The organism is Actinomadura formosensis (assembly GCF_050948385.1).
Taxonomy (GTDB): domain Bacteria; phylum Actinomycetota; class Actinomycetes; order Streptosporangiales; family Streptosporangiaceae; genus Spirillospora; species Spirillospora formosensis.
Genome location: NZ_CP192011.1, coordinates 794,358 through 808,686 on the forward strand (window position 1 = coordinate 794,358; position 14,329 = coordinate 808,686).

Below are 14,329 nucleotides of genomic sequence, written 5' to 3' on the forward strand. Positions count from 1 at the left end.
CGATGTGCGCGCTCGCCCGGTCCCCGAGGCTGGAAAGCGTTGACAACGACGTATCCGGGGGAGAACACGGTGTTCGTGGCGCTGAGGGACCTGCGCTTCGCCAAGGGGCGGTTCGCGCTCATGGGGTCGGTCGTGCTGCTCATCACCCTGCTGGTGACGATGCTGTCCGGGCTCACCGAAGGGCTCGCCCGCGACAGCGGCTCGGCCGTCGCGAACCTGCCCGCCGACCACATCGTGTTCGGCGGCGGAGAGGCATCGTTCGCCAACAGCCGGATCGAGCAGAACACCCTGCGGGGCTGGCAGGACGTGCCGGGGGTGCGGGCCGAACCGCTCGGCATCTCGATGGGCCGCCTCTCCTACGGCGCGTCCGGCACGCCGGTGGCGCTCTTCGGAGCCGAATCCGGCGCCCCGGCCGCCGGGCAGATCGTCCTCTCCTCCGAGCTGGCGGGCGCCACGGGACTCAAGCCCGGCGCCGAGGTCGAGATCTCGGGGCGCCCGTTCACGGTCGCGCGGACCGCCGGCAGCGCCTCCTACAGCCACAGCCCGGTGGCCTGGATGCCGCTGGGCGACTGGCAGGCGATCAACCGGCAGCCGGCGACCGTCCTGCTCCTGCACACCACCGGCGACCCGGACCTGCGGGCCGGCGACGCCCGGCTCGGCACCACCACCGTCGCGCGGCAGGACGCGAGGTCCGCGATCCCGTCCTACGCCGCGGAGAACGGCTCGCTGCAGCTCATGCGCGGCTTCCTCTTCGTCATCTCCGCGCTGGTCATCGGCGCGTTCTTCACCGTCTGGACGATCCAGCGCCGCGGGGACGTCGCCGTCCTGAAGGCCCTCGGCGCGAGCACCGGCTACCTGCTGCGCGACGCGCTGGCCCAGGCCGTCCTCGTCCTGCTGGCCGGCGCCGGGCTGGGCGGGGCGATCGGCGCCGCCGGCGGCCTGGTCATCGGCGACGGCGTGCCGTTCGTCGTCTCCGCCGCCACCACGCTCGTCCCGGTCGCGGTGATGATCCTGCTCGGCGCCGCCGGAGCCGCCCTCGCCATCCGCAAGATCACCTCAGTCGACCCGCTGACCGCGCTGGGAGCCGCACGATGAGCCTCGCACTCACCGACGTCGTCCTCACCTACCCCGACGGCGACCGGACGCTGACCGCCCTCGACCACGTGAGCCTGACCGCCGGGCCGGGCGAGTTCACCGCCGTGGTCGGCCCGTCCGGCTCCGGGAAGTCGAGCCTGCTGGCCGTCGCCGCGACCCTCATCACCCCGGCCTCCGGGACCGTCGAGATCGCGGGCCGCGACGTCGGCGGCCTGAGCTCCGCCCAGCGCGCCCGCCTGCGCCGCGACCACATCGGCATCGTCTTCCAGCAGCCCAACCTGCTGCCGTCGTTGACGGCCCTCGACCAGCTCACGGTGATGGCCCACATGGCGGGCCGATCGCCCCGCCACGCCGCCGACCGTGCCCGCCGCCTCCTGGACGAGGTCGGTCTGGCCGGCAAGGAGCACAAGCGTCCGCACCAGCTCTCGGGAGGCGAACGCCAGCGCGTGAACATAGCCCGCGCGCTGATGAACACCCCCGAGGTCCTCCTGGTGGACGAACCCACCAGCGCCCTGGACCACGACCGGGGCGGCCAGATAGTGAGGCTCCTGGCAGACCTGACCCACACCCAGCAGTTGGCCACGGTCATGGTCACCCACGACCTGGCCCAGCTAGCCGCGGTGGACCTCGCTCACACGATGATCGACGGCCACCTCACCGAGTACGCGGACGGCAAGTCAGCGCTGGGAGAGGTACTCAGCGGCGGTCTCGCGTAGGCGGGCGTGGAGGCCGTCGTAGGCGGACGCCCCCGGCAGGACGGTCTTGGGGAGTTTGGCCAGCATCGTGTAGTTGGTGTCGACCACGTTGCCGGCCGGGGCGAGACCGGCCTGGCTGACGAGCTGGTAGGCGTCCAGCTCGTCCAGGGCGAGCAGCGAGGACGTCCAGGTGACCAGGTCGTGCTGGCTGATCCGGAAGGCGTCCTCCAGGGGACGGGCCGAGCCGGTCGACATCAGGTGGGTGTCGTTCTCCAGGCGCGGCCACGGGGGAGCGGCGCCCTTGACCAGGTCCACGAGCACGACGGTGCGCATCGCCGCCTCCACCGCGGTGCCGCACACCTCGCCCTCGCCCTGCCGGCAGTGGCCGTCCCCGATGGAGATGAGGGCGCCGGGCACGTTGACCGGGAAGTAGGCCGTCGTGCCCGCGCGCATCTCCGGGGTGTCCATGTTGCCGCCGTGCGCGCCCGGCGTGATGCTCATGATCACCTCGCCGGCGGCGGGGGCCACGCCGACGGTGCCGTGCATGGGGTCGAGCGGCAGTTCCACTTCGAGGTCGCTCTCCCGGGCGTGGAACCGGCAGACGCCGCGTTCGGCGTCCACGTCGTACATCCACACGCGCTCGGGCAGGGGCGGGTGCAGCATCGCCGTCGTGTGCGTCGCGGTCAGCGCCCCGAAGTGCGGGAACGTGGTAGAGACCGCCCAGTCCCGGACGGGACGGATGTCCACGAAGTGCACCGCGACCGCGTCGCCCGGCTCGGCGCCCTCGACGGCGATGGGGCCGGTGACGGGGTTGAGGTAGGGGAAGGTGCACACCCGGCTCGGCAGGTCGTCCACTCCCCTGACCGCGCCGCCGAAGCAGTCCTCGGTGGTCAGCTCGACCAGGGTGCCCGGCGCGACCGTCAGGGCCGGTTCGCGTCCGCCGAAGGCGTAGCCGGCCTCGGCGCCGTCCAGCGCGACCACGTTGAGCGTCATTCGTTCTCCTCCTCGATGCCGGCCAGGGCCGGGCGCCGGTGCGTGGCGAGCAGCCCGATCAGGACGGCGACGCCGATGGCCAGCCACACGAACGCCAGCTTCTGCGCGGCGACCTTCGCGTTGATCACCACGTAGCCGAGGATCAGGAAGCCGATCACCGGGGCGATCAGGTGCCGCCACCAGTCCCGGCTGCCCGACCGGACGACGTAGTGGACGACGACGGACACGTGCAGCACCAGGAACGCCGTCATGGCGCCGAAGTTGACCAGGGAGCTGAGCAGGGTGATGCCGTCGCTGCGCTGCTGCATGTAGAGGCCGAGGGCCAGCGAGACGGCCGCGACCAGCAGCGTCGCGTTGACCGGGACCTTCCGCGTGGGGTGCACCTTGGCGAGGAAGCCGGGCAGTTGCCGGTCCCGCGCCATGGCGTACAGCAGCCGGGACGTCGCGGCCTGCGCGACGAGGGAGTTGGCGAACCCCCACGCGATCGCGGTGGCCAGCGCGGTGAGCTTGGCCAGCCAGGCGCCGCCCGCGACCCGGGCCGCGTCGTAGAACGCGGTGCCGTCCGGGTCCCCGTCCTTGATCAGCTTGTCCGCGTCGGGCACCAGCAGCGAGGCCACCCAGGTCTGCACGTTGACTTTTCCCTCGTCTAAAGGCGGGGGAGTCCAACCATCACCGGTTGGGTTTCCTGCTTCGTCACCAACCGCCCGCCGGGCTTGCGCCGTTTGGGTCTTACGTCGGCTCCACAGGCCGACACCGCCAGCCCGGCGGCCAAAATGTTCTTCGCGGCATTGACGTCCCGGTCATGCCGGGTGCGGCATCCGCCGCATTCCCAATCCCTCACTTCAAGTGGCATGGTTTGAGTGATGGTTCCGCACTGCGAGCATGTTTTGGTGGAGGGGAACCACCGGTCGATCACCACCAGTTCACGGCCGTACCAGTCGGCCTTGTACTCCAGCATCGACCGCAGCTCGCGCCACGCGGCGTCCGAGATGACGCGGGCCAGCGAGTGATTGGCGACCATGTTGCGGACGTTCAGGTCCTCGATCACGACCACTTGGTTATCGTGGACGAGCCGAGTCGACAACTTGTGCAGGAAGTCCCGGCGCCGGTCGGCGATCCGGGCATGGATCCGGGCGACCTTGCGGCGGGCCTTGTCCCGGTTCTTCGACCCCTTGGCCTTGCGGGACAGGACTTTCTGCGCTCTGGTCAGGCGTTCGCGGTCGCGGCGCTCGTGCCGAGGGTTGGTGACCTTCTCCCCCGTGGACAGGGTGACCAGCGAGGTGATCCCAGCGTCCACCCCCACCGCTTGCTCCACCGGCTCCAGCCGGGCGACGGTATCGGTGCACAGGATCGAGACGAACCAGCGCCCGGCCGCATCCCGGCTGACGGTCACTGTGGACGGCACCGCCCCCTGCGGCAGGGGGCGGGACCACACGATGCTCAACGGCTCGGACATCTTCGCCAACGCCAGCTCACCGTCGTGCCAGCGGAACGCGGAGCGAGTGTACTCCGCGCTGTGCCGGGACTTCTTGCGCGACTTGAACCGCGGGTACTTGGCGCGCTTGGCGAAGAAGCCGGTGAATGCGGTCTGCAGGTGCCGCAGCGCCTGCTGCAGCGGCACCGACGACACCTCGGCCAAAAACGCCAGCTCTTCGGTCTTCTTCCACGTGGTGAGCATCGCGGAGGTCTCCACATAGGAGACCCGGCGCCGCTCGCCGTACCAGGCGCGGGTACGTTCCTCCAGCGCCCGGTTGTACACCAGCCGCACACACCCGAACGTGCGGGCGAGCTCCGCCGCCTGCTCGTCCGTGGGGTAGAAGCGGTAGCGAAAAGCCCGCTTCACCTGCCGCGCCATGCCTCACCCCCAAGTGGTTCCGATGTTAGTGCGCACGTCCGGCAGGCGACGGTGAACGGCGATTCGCCCTGGGGATTACCTTTTCTGTCCTGCTCCGCAGGGGCACGTCCTCCCCATCTGAAGGCGGGGGTTCACGGAGAAATCCAAGATGAAGAACATGGCTGTCGGTGGCCTCGGCGTCTTCCAGGTCGGCTAAAGCACAGGGAGGGAACCACGACGGCCTTGGAGTCGAGCAGCCCGGGCACCCCTGGGCTAGGCACGCGTCTGTGGCCGCGTACATCCCCATGTCGCGATGCGCGGGATCCGGACGAATGGTGGTTGTCCGCAGCCGCAGCCGCTCGCTCAGCCAGTGCAGCGCGGGGCCGAGCTGGCGTTCCGGCGAGTCGCCGAGCAGCACCACGCCCGGCCGTCTCGGGCCGCCCTCGTGCGGCGGCGTGAACACGTACGGCACCCGTCCGGTGAGCGCGGCCTCCAGGGCCCGGTGCACATCGCTCGTGTGGAACCCGACGAACGCCTGGACGAGACCGGCGTCGGCGAGGAAACGGGCCTCGGCCGCCACCGCGCCCGGAGCGCGCCCGGCGTTCACCGGCACCAGCTCGACGGGCCGCCCCGCGGCCCCGCCCGCCGCGTTGACCTCCGCCGCGGCCAGGCAGGCGGCGCTCAGCCCGGACGGCCCGGTCAGGCCGAGCGGCCCCGACAGCGGCAGCAGCAGCCCCAGCCGCAGTACCGTGGCGTCCGGTCCGGTGACCAGCAGCTCCGTGCCGTCCCGTACCACCGAATCCTTCATGACCAGGCAAGTATGCTCTGTGCACGGACGGGCCGAACAGGGGAGGCGCACGGTGGTCGAGCGACAGGACACGGCCCCCACGGTCGGCACCGACCTCGTCGATCTCCTCACCCGCGCCCAGCGCGCCCTCACCCGCGACCTGGGCGCCGTCCTGGAGGAGGAGGGCACGTCCGTCGAGCAGTGGCGGGTGCTGCGCACCCTCGCCGGTACCGGCGACATCTCGATGGGCGAACTCGCGATCATCGTGGAGATCCCGCATCCCACGCTGACCCGGCTCGTGGACTCCCTCGTCGACTCCGCCTACCTCTACCGCTCCCACTCCGCCCGGGACCGCCGCCGCGTCTCGGTGCACGTCTCCGACCTCGGCCGCGACAAGCTCGAACGCCTGGAGGCCCTGGCCCGCGCCCACGAACGGGCCCTCGCCGCCAGGCACGGCGAGGACACCGTCCAGGCGCTGTCCGCCCTTCTGTCCCACGTGTGGACGGGCCTCCGCTGAAGCGCGGCGAGGCCGTCAGACCGACACGGTCTTGATCCGAGCGGTCGCCGACGCCACGGCCACCGGCTTGCCGTTCGGGCCGAGCAGTTCCCCGGCGAGGAAGCACACCTCGGCGCCGCGCTGCACGATGCGCCCGCGGCCGACGAGACGGCCCGGCATGGCCGGCCGGAGAAACTTCACTCGAACGCCACCTCGATGGTGCCCGCCTCCGGGTCGACCGCGATCAGCTCCCAGCCCAGCGTGACCGCCGCCGGGGGCGGCGGAACCCGTCCGGCCTGCACATCCCAGAACACACCCCGCCGCCGCCGGTCCATGGTCATGATCCAACCTTAGGGTCCCATGGTTCCGCCTGTCGGTAATGAAAAAACTAGTCTAATCAACTAATTCTGCCACCGGGGCGCCGAACCCTGCCTCCGGGGTGCCCGCTTGCCCGCGCTTCTTCGTACCCCCGCCTTCTGACCTGCCGCTTCTAACTGCGGATGTCGCACTGTGCGGCGCTTCACACGGCTCTTCGCTGGACTTTGAACATTCAACATCATAAAAACTATTTCGCTAGTAAAAACTTGGCCCGGAAGGGGTCGGCACGATGCAGGGTGCCAGATCGAGGATGCTCGTCGCGGCGGTCGCGTTCGCCGTCGCGCTGACCGTCTCGCTGTGGACGATTCCACGCGAGACCGGCGGCGCGGCGGCGGGCGCGGCGCCCGTGGCGGAGACGTCACAGCAGGCCGGTACGCCGGCCGGAGAGCACGATACGAATTCACATGACGGTGCGACCGCCGACGGCGGGGCGGACGGCTGGAAGTCCATGGACCAGGCCATGGCCAAGCGGGACAAGAGCTTCCCCGCGGCCACCAAGGGCCGGGGCGGCCAGGACCTCGTCCCCGCGGTGCTGCCCGACGGCACCAAGGAGTTCCGCATGACGGCCAAGCCCGTGAAGTGGGAGGTGGAACCCGGAAAGGTGGTGGACGCCTGGGCGTTCAACGGCATGGTGCCGGGCCCGACGATCCGCGCGAACGTCGGGGACAAGGTCCGCATCGTCGTGAAGAACGAACTGCCGGAGCCGACCAGCGTCCACTGGCACGGCATCCAGTTGCCCAACAAGATGGACGGCGTCCCCAACGTCACCCAGGACTCGATCAAGCCCGGTGAGACCTTCACCTACGCCTTCCCGGTGACGCGGATCGCGACGAGCTGGTACCACTCCCACTACAACGGCACCAAGCAGGTGAGCAGCGGGCTGTGGGGCGCGATCCAGTTCGGTGACCTGCCGACTCCGCACAAGGAGAAGGTCGCCCAGAAGCAGTTCATCCAGATCCAGGACGCCGGTGTCATCGGGATGACGCTCAACGGCAAGTCGTTCCCCGCGACCGACAAGTTCAAGGCCCGCCTGGGCGACTGGGTGGAGGTCACCTACGTCAACGCGGGCACCATGGCGCACCCGATGCACCTGCACGGTGTCGACCAGCTGATCATCGCCAAGGACGGGTTCCCGCTGGAACAGCCCTACAAGGCCGACACGGTCAACGTCGCGCCGGGGGAGCGCTACACCGTCCTCATCCATGCCGATCAGCCCGGCAAGTGGATCTGGCACTGCCACATCTTCCCGCACGCCGAAGGATCCCAGGGCATGTTCGGGCTGGTCACCGAGATGGAGATCAGCTGAGCCGGACCGGCCACGGCCGGCCACCGCCCCTCCCCGCCCCCGACCATCTGGAGTGAGTCCCCATGTCGACAACCCCCGCGCCGGACGATCCGGCCCCGGACAGACCACCCGCGCATCGGCGCTCGTCCACCGTCCTGAACGGTTTCCTGCCCATCATCAGCACCGCGCTCGCGCTCGGACTGGTCGTCGGCCTCCTCGTGGCCGGTATCACGCCCTCCTCCGGCGGTCACGGCCATGACGACGGCAGGCCGGTCGCCGCGGCGGCGGACGAGGCGGCCCTGCCGGGAGCCGGGAAGAAGGTCACCCTCCAGTTCGAAGAGGGCGACATGTACATCAAGCCCAACAAGGTCACCGTCCCGGCCGGCGCCGACGTCACGGTGAACGTCGTCAACAAGGGCAGCCAGGCGCACACTCTCAGCCTGCTGGGCCGGACGAACAAGCAGCTCGAACCCGGCAAGTCCGAGACGCAGCACTGGGGCGTCCTCACCGAGTCCACCCAGGCGTGGTGCGTCATCCCCGGCCACAAGGACGCCGGCATGCTCGTCGAGGTGACCGTGACCGGCGGCAAGACCGGCACCGCCGCCGCGTCCACCGGAAACTCCACCGGGGGGACGGCCGCCGCCGACGGCGCGAACGCCAAGATCGACCCCGCGGCCAAGCCCGCCGACGGCTGGAAGCCGCGCGACCCCGCGGCCCCGGAGAACGACGGCAAGGACGTCCACGAGGTCACCTTCACCGTCACCGAGAAGGAGGAGGAGGTCGCGCCCGGCGTCAAGCAGGTCCGCTGGACGTTCAACGGCACCGCGCCCGGCCCCATCCTGCGCGGCAAGGTCGGCGACACCTTCAAGATCACGCTGGTGAACAAGGGGACGATGGAGCACTCCATCGACTTCCACGCCTCGAAGGTCGCGCCGAACGTCCAGATGCGCACCATCAAGCCGGGGCAGTCGCTGGTCTACGAGTTCAAGGCGCACTTCTCCGGGATCTTCACCTACCACTGCGGCGCCGATCCGATGATCTACCACATGGGCAACGGCATGTACGGGGCCGTGATCGTCGACCCGCCGGACCTCGGCAAGGTCGACAAGGAGTTCGTCCTCGTCCAGTCGGAGCTGTACCTCGGGCCGCAGGGCAAGCCCGGCGACCTGAAGAAGATGCTCGCCGGCCAGTACGACGCGGTCGTCTTCAACGGCTACTACAACCAGTACGCGTACGCCCCGATCAAGGTGAAGCCGGGTGACCGGGTCCGGGTCTGGGTGGACGACAGCGGACCCAACGAGAACATCGCGTTCCACGTCGTCGGCACCATCTTCGACACGGTGTGGAAGGAAGGCCAGTACACGCTGCGGCGCGACAACCGTGAGAAGGGCGGATCGCAGGTCCTCGACCTCCAGCCCACACAGGGCGGCTTCGTCGAGTTCACCCTGCCCGACGCCGGAACCTATCCGTTCCTCGGCCACAAGATGAAGAACATGGCCGCCGGCGGCCTCGGCGTCTTCCAGGCCGGCTGAACCACAAGGAGGTGACCATGACGACCCTGGAGACAAGCGATCCCGGCACCACCCGGACCGGGCACGTGTCCCTGGCCGCGCACGTCGCGACGGGCGGCTCGCTGCTCGCCGCGCTCGTCCACTACGTCGCGATGCGCGGGCACCTGGACGAATGGTGGCTGTCCGCCGCCTTCTTCAGCGCCCTCGCGCTGTTCCAGCTCGTCTGGGCGGTGCTCGTGCACACCGGCGACGAACGGCCGATGCTGCTGTCCGGGCTGGCGGTCAACGCCGGAGTCATCGCCCTCTGGGCGGTGACCCGGACGGCCGGCCTGCCCTTCGGGCCGGAGGCGGGCGAGGCCGAGGCGATCGGCGTCCCCGACGTGCTCAGTGCCGTCGCCGAGGCGGCGGTGGTCGTCGCGGTTCTGGCCATGCTGCCGGGCCGCAGGAAGAAGACCGAACCGGACGCCTGACCGCCTCACCCGCGGGCGGGGACGTCCTGCCGCGTGCCGCCGCCCGCGGGTGAGTCGCCGGCACGGCGCAGATAGGCGACGCAGAGGTTGGGCCGGACCATGGGGTCCAGCCGGTCCGCGCTCAGCGCGACGTCCATCTCCGAGAGCGCCCCCTGGATCAGGCCGAGATGCAACGGGCACGCGACGTTCGCGTGGTTCTCGGCGATCTCACCGAAGGCGCAGTTGTGCACCAGGACCCGGATCTCCTCCGGGTCCTGGTGTTCTGCATCGTGTTCGAACTCCGGGCTGAAACCCATGTCGGCCATCATGCGGTTGAGCCGCTCCAGCGCCTCGGCGAGGCCGAGCCTCTGGAAGGGTTCGGGCGGGTCGGTGAAGTGGCGGCCCCAGGCGCGGCCCACCTCGATCGCGGCCTGCCTCGGATCGGGCAGCATTTTGCTGACGAGGCTCGCCAGCATCTTGGCGAGCAGCCGGTAGCTGCGCCTGCCGTCCCCGCCCTCCGCGCGGTACACCATGCGCGGACGTCCCGGCTGGTCGCGCTCCTCGGCCACCCGCTGCACCAGGCCCGCCTCGACCAGCCCCTCCAGGTGGAACCGCGTCGTGCTCGGATGCAGCCCCGCCCGCTCGGCGATCTCCCGCACGCCCAGGGGGGTGTCGCTCGTGGCCCGGACCAGCCGCAGAACCCGCGCGCGGCTGTCCCCGAGGGCCGCCTCGGCGGCCGGCTCCGTGTCCACCCACTCGTGGCTGTCCATGACCCGAGTTTATGCGTTTCGCATTAGAGGAATCGGCATCCGGTTCGCCGGTCCGGCACGGCCGGTACGCCCTTGATCACGATCCGGGGCGGCGACCCCCGTTGAAAGTGACCCCTTGCGCATCGGCGGACCGCCGTCTACAGTTCCCGAATATTCGTTATTCGGGAGCGTCGGCGCAGGTCGGAGGCGCCCCGGATCGGGCATGGAGGTGCGGCATGACGGCTTCTTCGTCGGGCCGGGTCGAGGACGGCGGCGCGAGCGCCGGGCCGGGCGGGGTGCTCATCCCCGCGCTCATGTTCCAGGCGGTCGCCATCGGCGGCGCCTACGCGACGGGACGGGAGATCATCGAGTTCGGCGCGGGCCACGGCGCGCTGGGCTGGGGGGCCGGCCTCGCGATGGCGGTCACCGGTTCCCTGATCTCGTATCTGGTCTACGAGACGGCCCGCCGGCACCGGCTGTTCGACTACCGGAGCCTGCTGCGGCATCTGATCCGCAGGTTCTACTGGCTCTTCGACGCGATCTACATTCCGCTGGCGGTCGCGATCGTCGCGGTGCTCGCCTCGGCCACCGGGAACATCCTCGGCGACACCCTCGGGCTCAACTACTGGGCCGGTGTCGCGCTGATCATCCTGCTCACCGGGGCGGTGACGTTCCGGGGCACCGAGGTCGTCGAGCGGTTCAACGGCATCGGCACGGTCCTGCTGATGCTCGGCTACATCCTCTTCGCCGCGCTGGTCATCCCGTCCAACTGGGACCGCGTCGGGCAGGTGATGTCGTCGGGCGACCACTCGCTCAAGCCGGACGCGACGATCTGGGACGCGGTGCTGCTCGGCGTCATCTACGTGGGCCTGGCCTTCGTCATCTTCCCGTCCACGCTCATGACGGTGCGGCACCTGCGCTCGCGCCGCGACGCGGCGAAGGCCGCGGCGCTCACCGGCGGCCTGTACGTCGTGCCGTGGTTCCTGACCTACCTCGCCCTCATGGGCTTCTACCCGGACTCCAAGATCTTCGACGCCCCCGTCCCGTGGCTCAAGATGCTCGACGGCAAGGGCACCTGGGTGGTCATCGTGTACGGGATCCTCGTCGGCTGGACCCTGGTCGCCACGGCGGTCGGCCTCATCCAGTCGATCCTGCTGCGCATCGACCAGAACCTGGTGGACAACGGCCGGCCGGTGATGCCGTCCCGGCTCCGCGTCGCGATCACGCTCGCGGTGCTGATCGCCGGAGCCGCGCTCTCCCAGTTCGGGATCATCGACCTGATCGGCGTCGGCTACCTCATCGGGGCCATCGCGCTCATCCTGGTGTTCGGGATCCCGCTCGCCGTCCGGGGCGCCAAGTACTTCCTGCCCCGGACCGACGTCCCGGTGGTGCCGGAGCCGCCGGCCCCGGCGGCGGAATCGTGACGGGCGACCGCGCGACCTGGCGGACGGAGTTCCAGTTGCGGTTCCGGGACTTCGACTACCTGGGCCACATGACCGCGACCTCCTACCTCGCCTTCTTCGAGGAGGCCCGGGTGGCGTGGCTCGCCGAGGGCACCGGGGACCCGCGCCCCGCGTACGTGGTGGCGGCGCAGCACCTGGAGTTCGAGCGCGAGGTGCTCCCGGCCGACGGCCCGGTCACGGTCGTGATCGAGCCGGCCGGGTCCGGTGCGCACCGGGTCGAGGTCCGCGAGGAGATGCGCGGGGCGGACGGCGCGCTGCGGGCGCGTTCCACGGCGACGCTGGTGATGTGGGACCGCGCCGCCCGCCGGCCCCGGTGCGTCTCCGCGGCCGAGCGCCGCCTGTTCGGCGGATAGGTTCCGCGAGGAACGCACCGACCCGTATTCGAGAGGACGACATGGCACCGGAGACGACCCCCGAGGTCGACATGAAGGCGGAGATCCTCGCGGCCGCCTCGGAACTGTTCCAGCGCGACGGCTACAGCAAGACGAAGGTCGCCGCGATCGCCCGCGCCGTGGGAATCACCCCGCCGACCCTCTACTGGCATTTCGAATCCAAGGAGGACATCCTTTTCGAGTTCCTCCGCACCGGCCTTGAGGCGTTCCTCGAACGGATCGAGGCCGCGACCGCGGGGCTCACCGATCCGGCGGAGGCGCTGCGCGCGCTGGCCGTCGCGCACACCCGCGCGCAACTGTCCCAGCGTGAGCGGGCACAGACGTTCCTGTCGATGACGTATTCGCCGACCCAGCTCGCGTCCTCGCTGCCGAAGGACCGCTACGAGCTCATCCGGGAATTGCATCGGCGCCATTACGAGAACACCCGCGCCATTCTGCGCGCCGGTGCCGAGCAGGGCGTCTTCGACGTGCCCGATCTCAGCGCCACCACCTTCGCGATCCTCAACATCTGCGAGTACAGCGCCCTGTGGTTCCAGCCCGGCGGGCCGCTCACCGTGGACCAGGTCGCCGAGATGCACGGCGAGTTCGCGCTCCGCATCGCCACGTCCCCGCCTGAGCCGAGGAAGGAATGACGGCATGATCACAGGGCGACTTCTCGACGGGGTGACGCTCGGCCGGACCGGGCCGCTGGCCGACCTCGCGGCCGCCCGGCGGCGGTGGCCGGACCGCCCGCTGCTGCGCTGGGCCGGCGGCGAATGGACGGTCGCGCAGTTCGCGTCGGCCGTGCGATCCGCCGCCGCCGAACTTCGCGGGCTCGGGGTACGGCCCGGCGAACGGGTCGCGATCATGGCCGGGAACAGCGCGCGGATGCTCGCGGTGCAGTACGCCGTGTGGTCGCTGGGCGCGGTCGAGGTCGCCGTCAACAGTGAATTGCGCGGACGGTTCCTGCGGCATGTCCTCACCGACAGCGACCCGGCTCTCGTGGTGGCCGACGCGCGCTTTCACGAACTGCTGAGCGACTGCGTCGCCCCGGAACGGATCGCCGATCTCGCGATCATCCGCCTCGACCGCGAAACCGCCGCGGAATTCCAGCCCGCACCGGCCGCCGGGGCGCTCGCCTCGCTGCTCTACACGTCCGGCACCACCGGCCCGTCGAAGGGGGTGATGCTGCCGCACGGCTACTTCTCCAATTTCGGTGCCGTCCTGTCGCGGGTGCTCGACATCGGGCCGGCCGACACCGGGTTCTTCACCATGCCGTTCTTCCACGTGGACGCCCATATCGCCGTTCCGCTGTGCCTGCAGACCGGGTCGGCCCTCGCCTTCGCCCCGAGGTTCAGCGTCAGCACCTTCTGGGCGGACGCCGAGCGGTTCGGCGTCACCTGGTTCGGCGCCGTCGGCTCCATGCTGTCCGCGCTCATCACCCGCGGTCGTCCGCCGGCCGCGGTCCTCGGGCGGCTCCGCACGATCCTCGCCGCGCCCGTCCCCGCGGCGGCCTTCGAGTTCTTCGAGGACGACCTGGGCGTGCGGGTGCTCCAGATGTACGGCCAGACCGAGGCCGACGGTCCGCTCTACTCCACCCCGGAGCACCGGCGGCGCGGAGCCGCGGGGTGGAGCTGCGCCGGCTTCGATGTTCGCGTCGCGGCCCCGGACGGCACCGAGGTCGGCGTCGGGGAGGCCGGTGAGCTGCAGACCCGGCCCCGGTACCCGAACATGATCACGCTGGGGTACTGGCGGCGGCCGGAGGCCACCGTCGAGGCGTTCCGCGACCTGTGGTTCCGCACCGGCGACCTGGTGCACCAGGACGCCGACGGCTTCATCTGGTACCGCGGACGCCTCACCGACAGCCTGCGCAGACGCGGCGAGAACATCTCCGCGTTCGAGCTGGAGGACACCGTCCGCGGCGCGCCCGGCGTCCGCGAGTGCGCCGCGCTCGCCGTCCGCGACGAGCTCGGCGGCGAGGACGACATCAAGCTCGTGCTGGTGCTCGACGCCGGGGCGTCCTTCGACCCCGTGTCCTTCCGCGACTTCTGCGCGCGGTCACTGCCGCGCTTCGCCCGGCCCCGGTACGTCGAGGTCGTCCCGGAGTCGGCGATCGTCCGCGGACCGGGCACCGGCGCGATCCAGAAGCACCTCCTTCCGGCGGGGATCACCGCCGACACCATCGATCTGCCGGCCGCCGCGGCGGCCGCGGACTGAACACCG

The 14,329-nt window shown here is 70.5% G+C and carries 17 protein-coding genes; 10 read left to right on the plus strand and 7 right to left on the minus strand.

Features of this window, described 5'->3' with window-relative positions; all coding sequences use genetic code 11:
• The first annotated feature begins 39 nt into the window (after positions 1 to 39).
• Together ACQP1N_RS03700 and ACQP1N_RS03705 are read left to right on the plus strand one after the other, a co-directional pair.
• On the plus strand, positions 40 to 1,095 hold the full coding sequence (locus ACQP1N_RS03700; protein ID WP_433229097.1) for an FtsX-like permease family protein: 1,056 nt from the start codon (positions 40 to 42) through the stop codon (positions 1,093 to 1,095).
• Positions 1,092 to 1,811: an ABC transporter ATP-binding protein gene (locus ACQP1N_RS03705; protein ID WP_433229099.1), complete on the plus strand. Its 720-nt coding sequence runs from the start codon at positions 1,092 to 1,094 to the stop codon at positions 1,809 to 1,811. Before ACQP1N_RS03700 ends, ACQP1N_RS03705 begins: the two co-directional genes overlap by 4 nt.
• Here the strand turns inward: ACQP1N_RS03705 and ACQP1N_RS03710 are convergent.
• Genes ACQP1N_RS03710 through ACQP1N_RS03725 form a run of 4 tightly spaced genes read right to left on the minus strand, consistent with a single transcriptional unit; the run spans position 1,773 to position 5,425 of the window.
• Positions 1,773 to 2,783 carry an acetamidase/formamidase family protein gene (locus ACQP1N_RS03710; RefSeq protein ID WP_433229101.1) on the minus strand — a complete coding sequence of 337 codons (1,011 nt, stop codon included), beginning with the start codon at positions 2,781 to 2,783 and terminating at the stop codon, positions 1,773 to 1,775. The two genes, ACQP1N_RS03705 and ACQP1N_RS03710, sit on opposite strands and share 39 nt — an antisense overlap.
• Positions 2,780 to 3,412: an APC family permease gene (locus tag ACQP1N_RS03715; protein ID WP_433229102.1), complete on the minus strand. Its 633-nt coding sequence runs from the start codon at positions 3,410 to 3,412 to the stop codon at positions 2,780 to 2,782. Before ACQP1N_RS03715 ends, ACQP1N_RS03710 begins: the two co-directional genes overlap by 4 nt.
• Before the next feature lie 17 nt (positions 3,413 to 3,429).
• Positions 3,430 to 4,638 (minus strand): RNA-guided endonuclease InsQ/TnpB family protein, encoded by a 1,209-nt coding sequence (locus ACQP1N_RS03720; protein ID WP_067793054.1) that lies wholly within the window; start codon positions 4,636 to 4,638, stop codon positions 3,430 to 3,432.
• A gap of 25 nt (positions 4,639 to 4,663) precedes the next feature.
• Positions 4,664 to 5,425, minus strand: coding sequence for an ABC transporter substrate-binding protein (locus ACQP1N_RS03725; RefSeq protein ID WP_084262345.1), 762 nt, complete (start codon positions 5,423 to 5,425; stop codon positions 4,664 to 4,666).
• Between the two features lie 52 nt (positions 5,426 to 5,477).
• Here ACQP1N_RS03725 and ACQP1N_RS03730 point away from each other — a divergent pair, with 52 nt between their 5' ends.
• A complete protein-coding gene (locus tag ACQP1N_RS03730; RefSeq protein ID WP_433229103.1) occupies positions 5,478 to 5,921 on the plus strand; it encodes a MarR family winged helix-turn-helix transcriptional regulator in 444 nt (147 codons plus the stop codon).
• Between the two features lie 15 nt (positions 5,922 to 5,936).
• Here ACQP1N_RS03730 and ACQP1N_RS03735 read toward each other — a convergent pair whose 3' ends face one another.
• Both ACQP1N_RS03735 and ACQP1N_RS03740 read right to left on the minus strand, forming a co-directional pair.
• A complete protein-coding gene (locus ACQP1N_RS03735; RefSeq protein ID WP_433229104.1) occupies positions 5,937 to 6,101 on the minus strand; it encodes a hypothetical protein in 165 nt (54 codons plus the stop codon).
• Positions 6,098 to 6,241: a hypothetical protein gene (locus ACQP1N_RS03740; RefSeq protein WP_433229105.1), complete on the minus strand. Its 144-nt coding sequence runs from the start codon at positions 6,239 to 6,241 to the stop codon at positions 6,098 to 6,100. The genes ACQP1N_RS03735 and ACQP1N_RS03740 overlap by 4 nt, the downstream gene beginning before the upstream one ends.
• A 266-nt stretch (positions 6,242 to 6,507) precedes the next feature.
• On the opposite strand from ACQP1N_RS03740, the gene ACQP1N_RS03745 reads away from it, so the two are divergent.
• The 3 genes from ACQP1N_RS03745 to ACQP1N_RS03755 all read left to right on the plus strand — a co-directional run bounded on the left by ACQP1N_RS03745 (position 6,508) and on the right by ACQP1N_RS03755 (position 9,544).
• Complete coding sequence (locus ACQP1N_RS03745) at positions 6,508 to 7,584, plus strand: multicopper oxidase family protein (RefSeq protein ID WP_433229106.1); 1,077 nt, start codon at positions 6,508 to 6,510, stop codon at positions 7,582 to 7,584.
• Between the two features lie 62 nt (positions 7,585 to 7,646).
• Positions 7,647 to 9,095: a multicopper oxidase domain-containing protein gene (locus ACQP1N_RS03750; RefSeq protein WP_433229108.1), complete on the plus strand. Its 1,449-nt coding sequence runs from the start codon at positions 7,647 to 7,649 to the stop codon at positions 9,093 to 9,095.
• Positions 9,096 to 9,112: 17 nt separating this feature from the next.
• Positions 9,113 to 9,544, plus strand: a complete 432-nt coding sequence (locus ACQP1N_RS03755; RefSeq protein ID WP_433229109.1) for a hypothetical protein — start codon at positions 9,113 to 9,115, stop codon at positions 9,542 to 9,544.
• A 5-nt stretch (positions 9,545 to 9,549) separates the two neighbouring features.
• On the opposite strand, the gene ACQP1N_RS03760 is transcribed toward ACQP1N_RS03755, so the two are convergent.
• Positions 9,550 to 10,293, minus strand: a complete 744-nt coding sequence (locus ACQP1N_RS03760) for a helix-turn-helix transcriptional regulator (RefSeq protein WP_084262342.1) — start codon at positions 10,291 to 10,293, stop codon at positions 9,550 to 9,552.
• A 215-nt stretch (positions 10,294 to 10,508) separates the two neighbouring features.
• Between ACQP1N_RS03760 and ACQP1N_RS03765 the strand changes: the two genes are divergently transcribed.
• Genes ACQP1N_RS03765 through ACQP1N_RS03780 form a run of 4 tightly spaced genes read left to right on the plus strand, consistent with a single transcriptional unit; the run spans position 10,509 to position 14,323 of the window.
• Positions 10,509 to 11,696, plus strand: coding sequence for a YkvI family membrane protein (locus tag ACQP1N_RS03765; RefSeq protein ID WP_067793037.1), 1,188 nt, complete (start codon positions 10,509 to 10,511; stop codon positions 11,694 to 11,696).
• On the plus strand, positions 11,693 to 12,088 hold the full coding sequence (locus tag ACQP1N_RS03770) for an acyl-CoA thioesterase (protein ID WP_433229110.1): 396 nt from the start codon (positions 11,693 to 11,695) through the stop codon (positions 12,086 to 12,088). Before ACQP1N_RS03765 ends, ACQP1N_RS03770 begins: the two co-directional genes overlap by 4 nt.
• 41 nt (positions 12,089 to 12,129) lie before the next feature.
• Positions 12,130 to 12,759, plus strand: coding sequence for a TetR/AcrR family transcriptional regulator (locus ACQP1N_RS03775; RefSeq protein WP_067793033.1), 630 nt, complete (start codon positions 12,130 to 12,132; stop codon positions 12,757 to 12,759).
• 4 nt (positions 12,760 to 12,763) lie between these two features.
• Positions 12,764 to 14,323, plus strand: coding sequence for a class I adenylate-forming enzyme family protein (locus ACQP1N_RS03780; protein ID WP_433229111.1), 1,560 nt, complete (start codon positions 12,764 to 12,766; stop codon positions 14,321 to 14,323).
• The last annotated feature ends 6 nt before the right edge of the window (positions 14,324 to 14,329 follow it).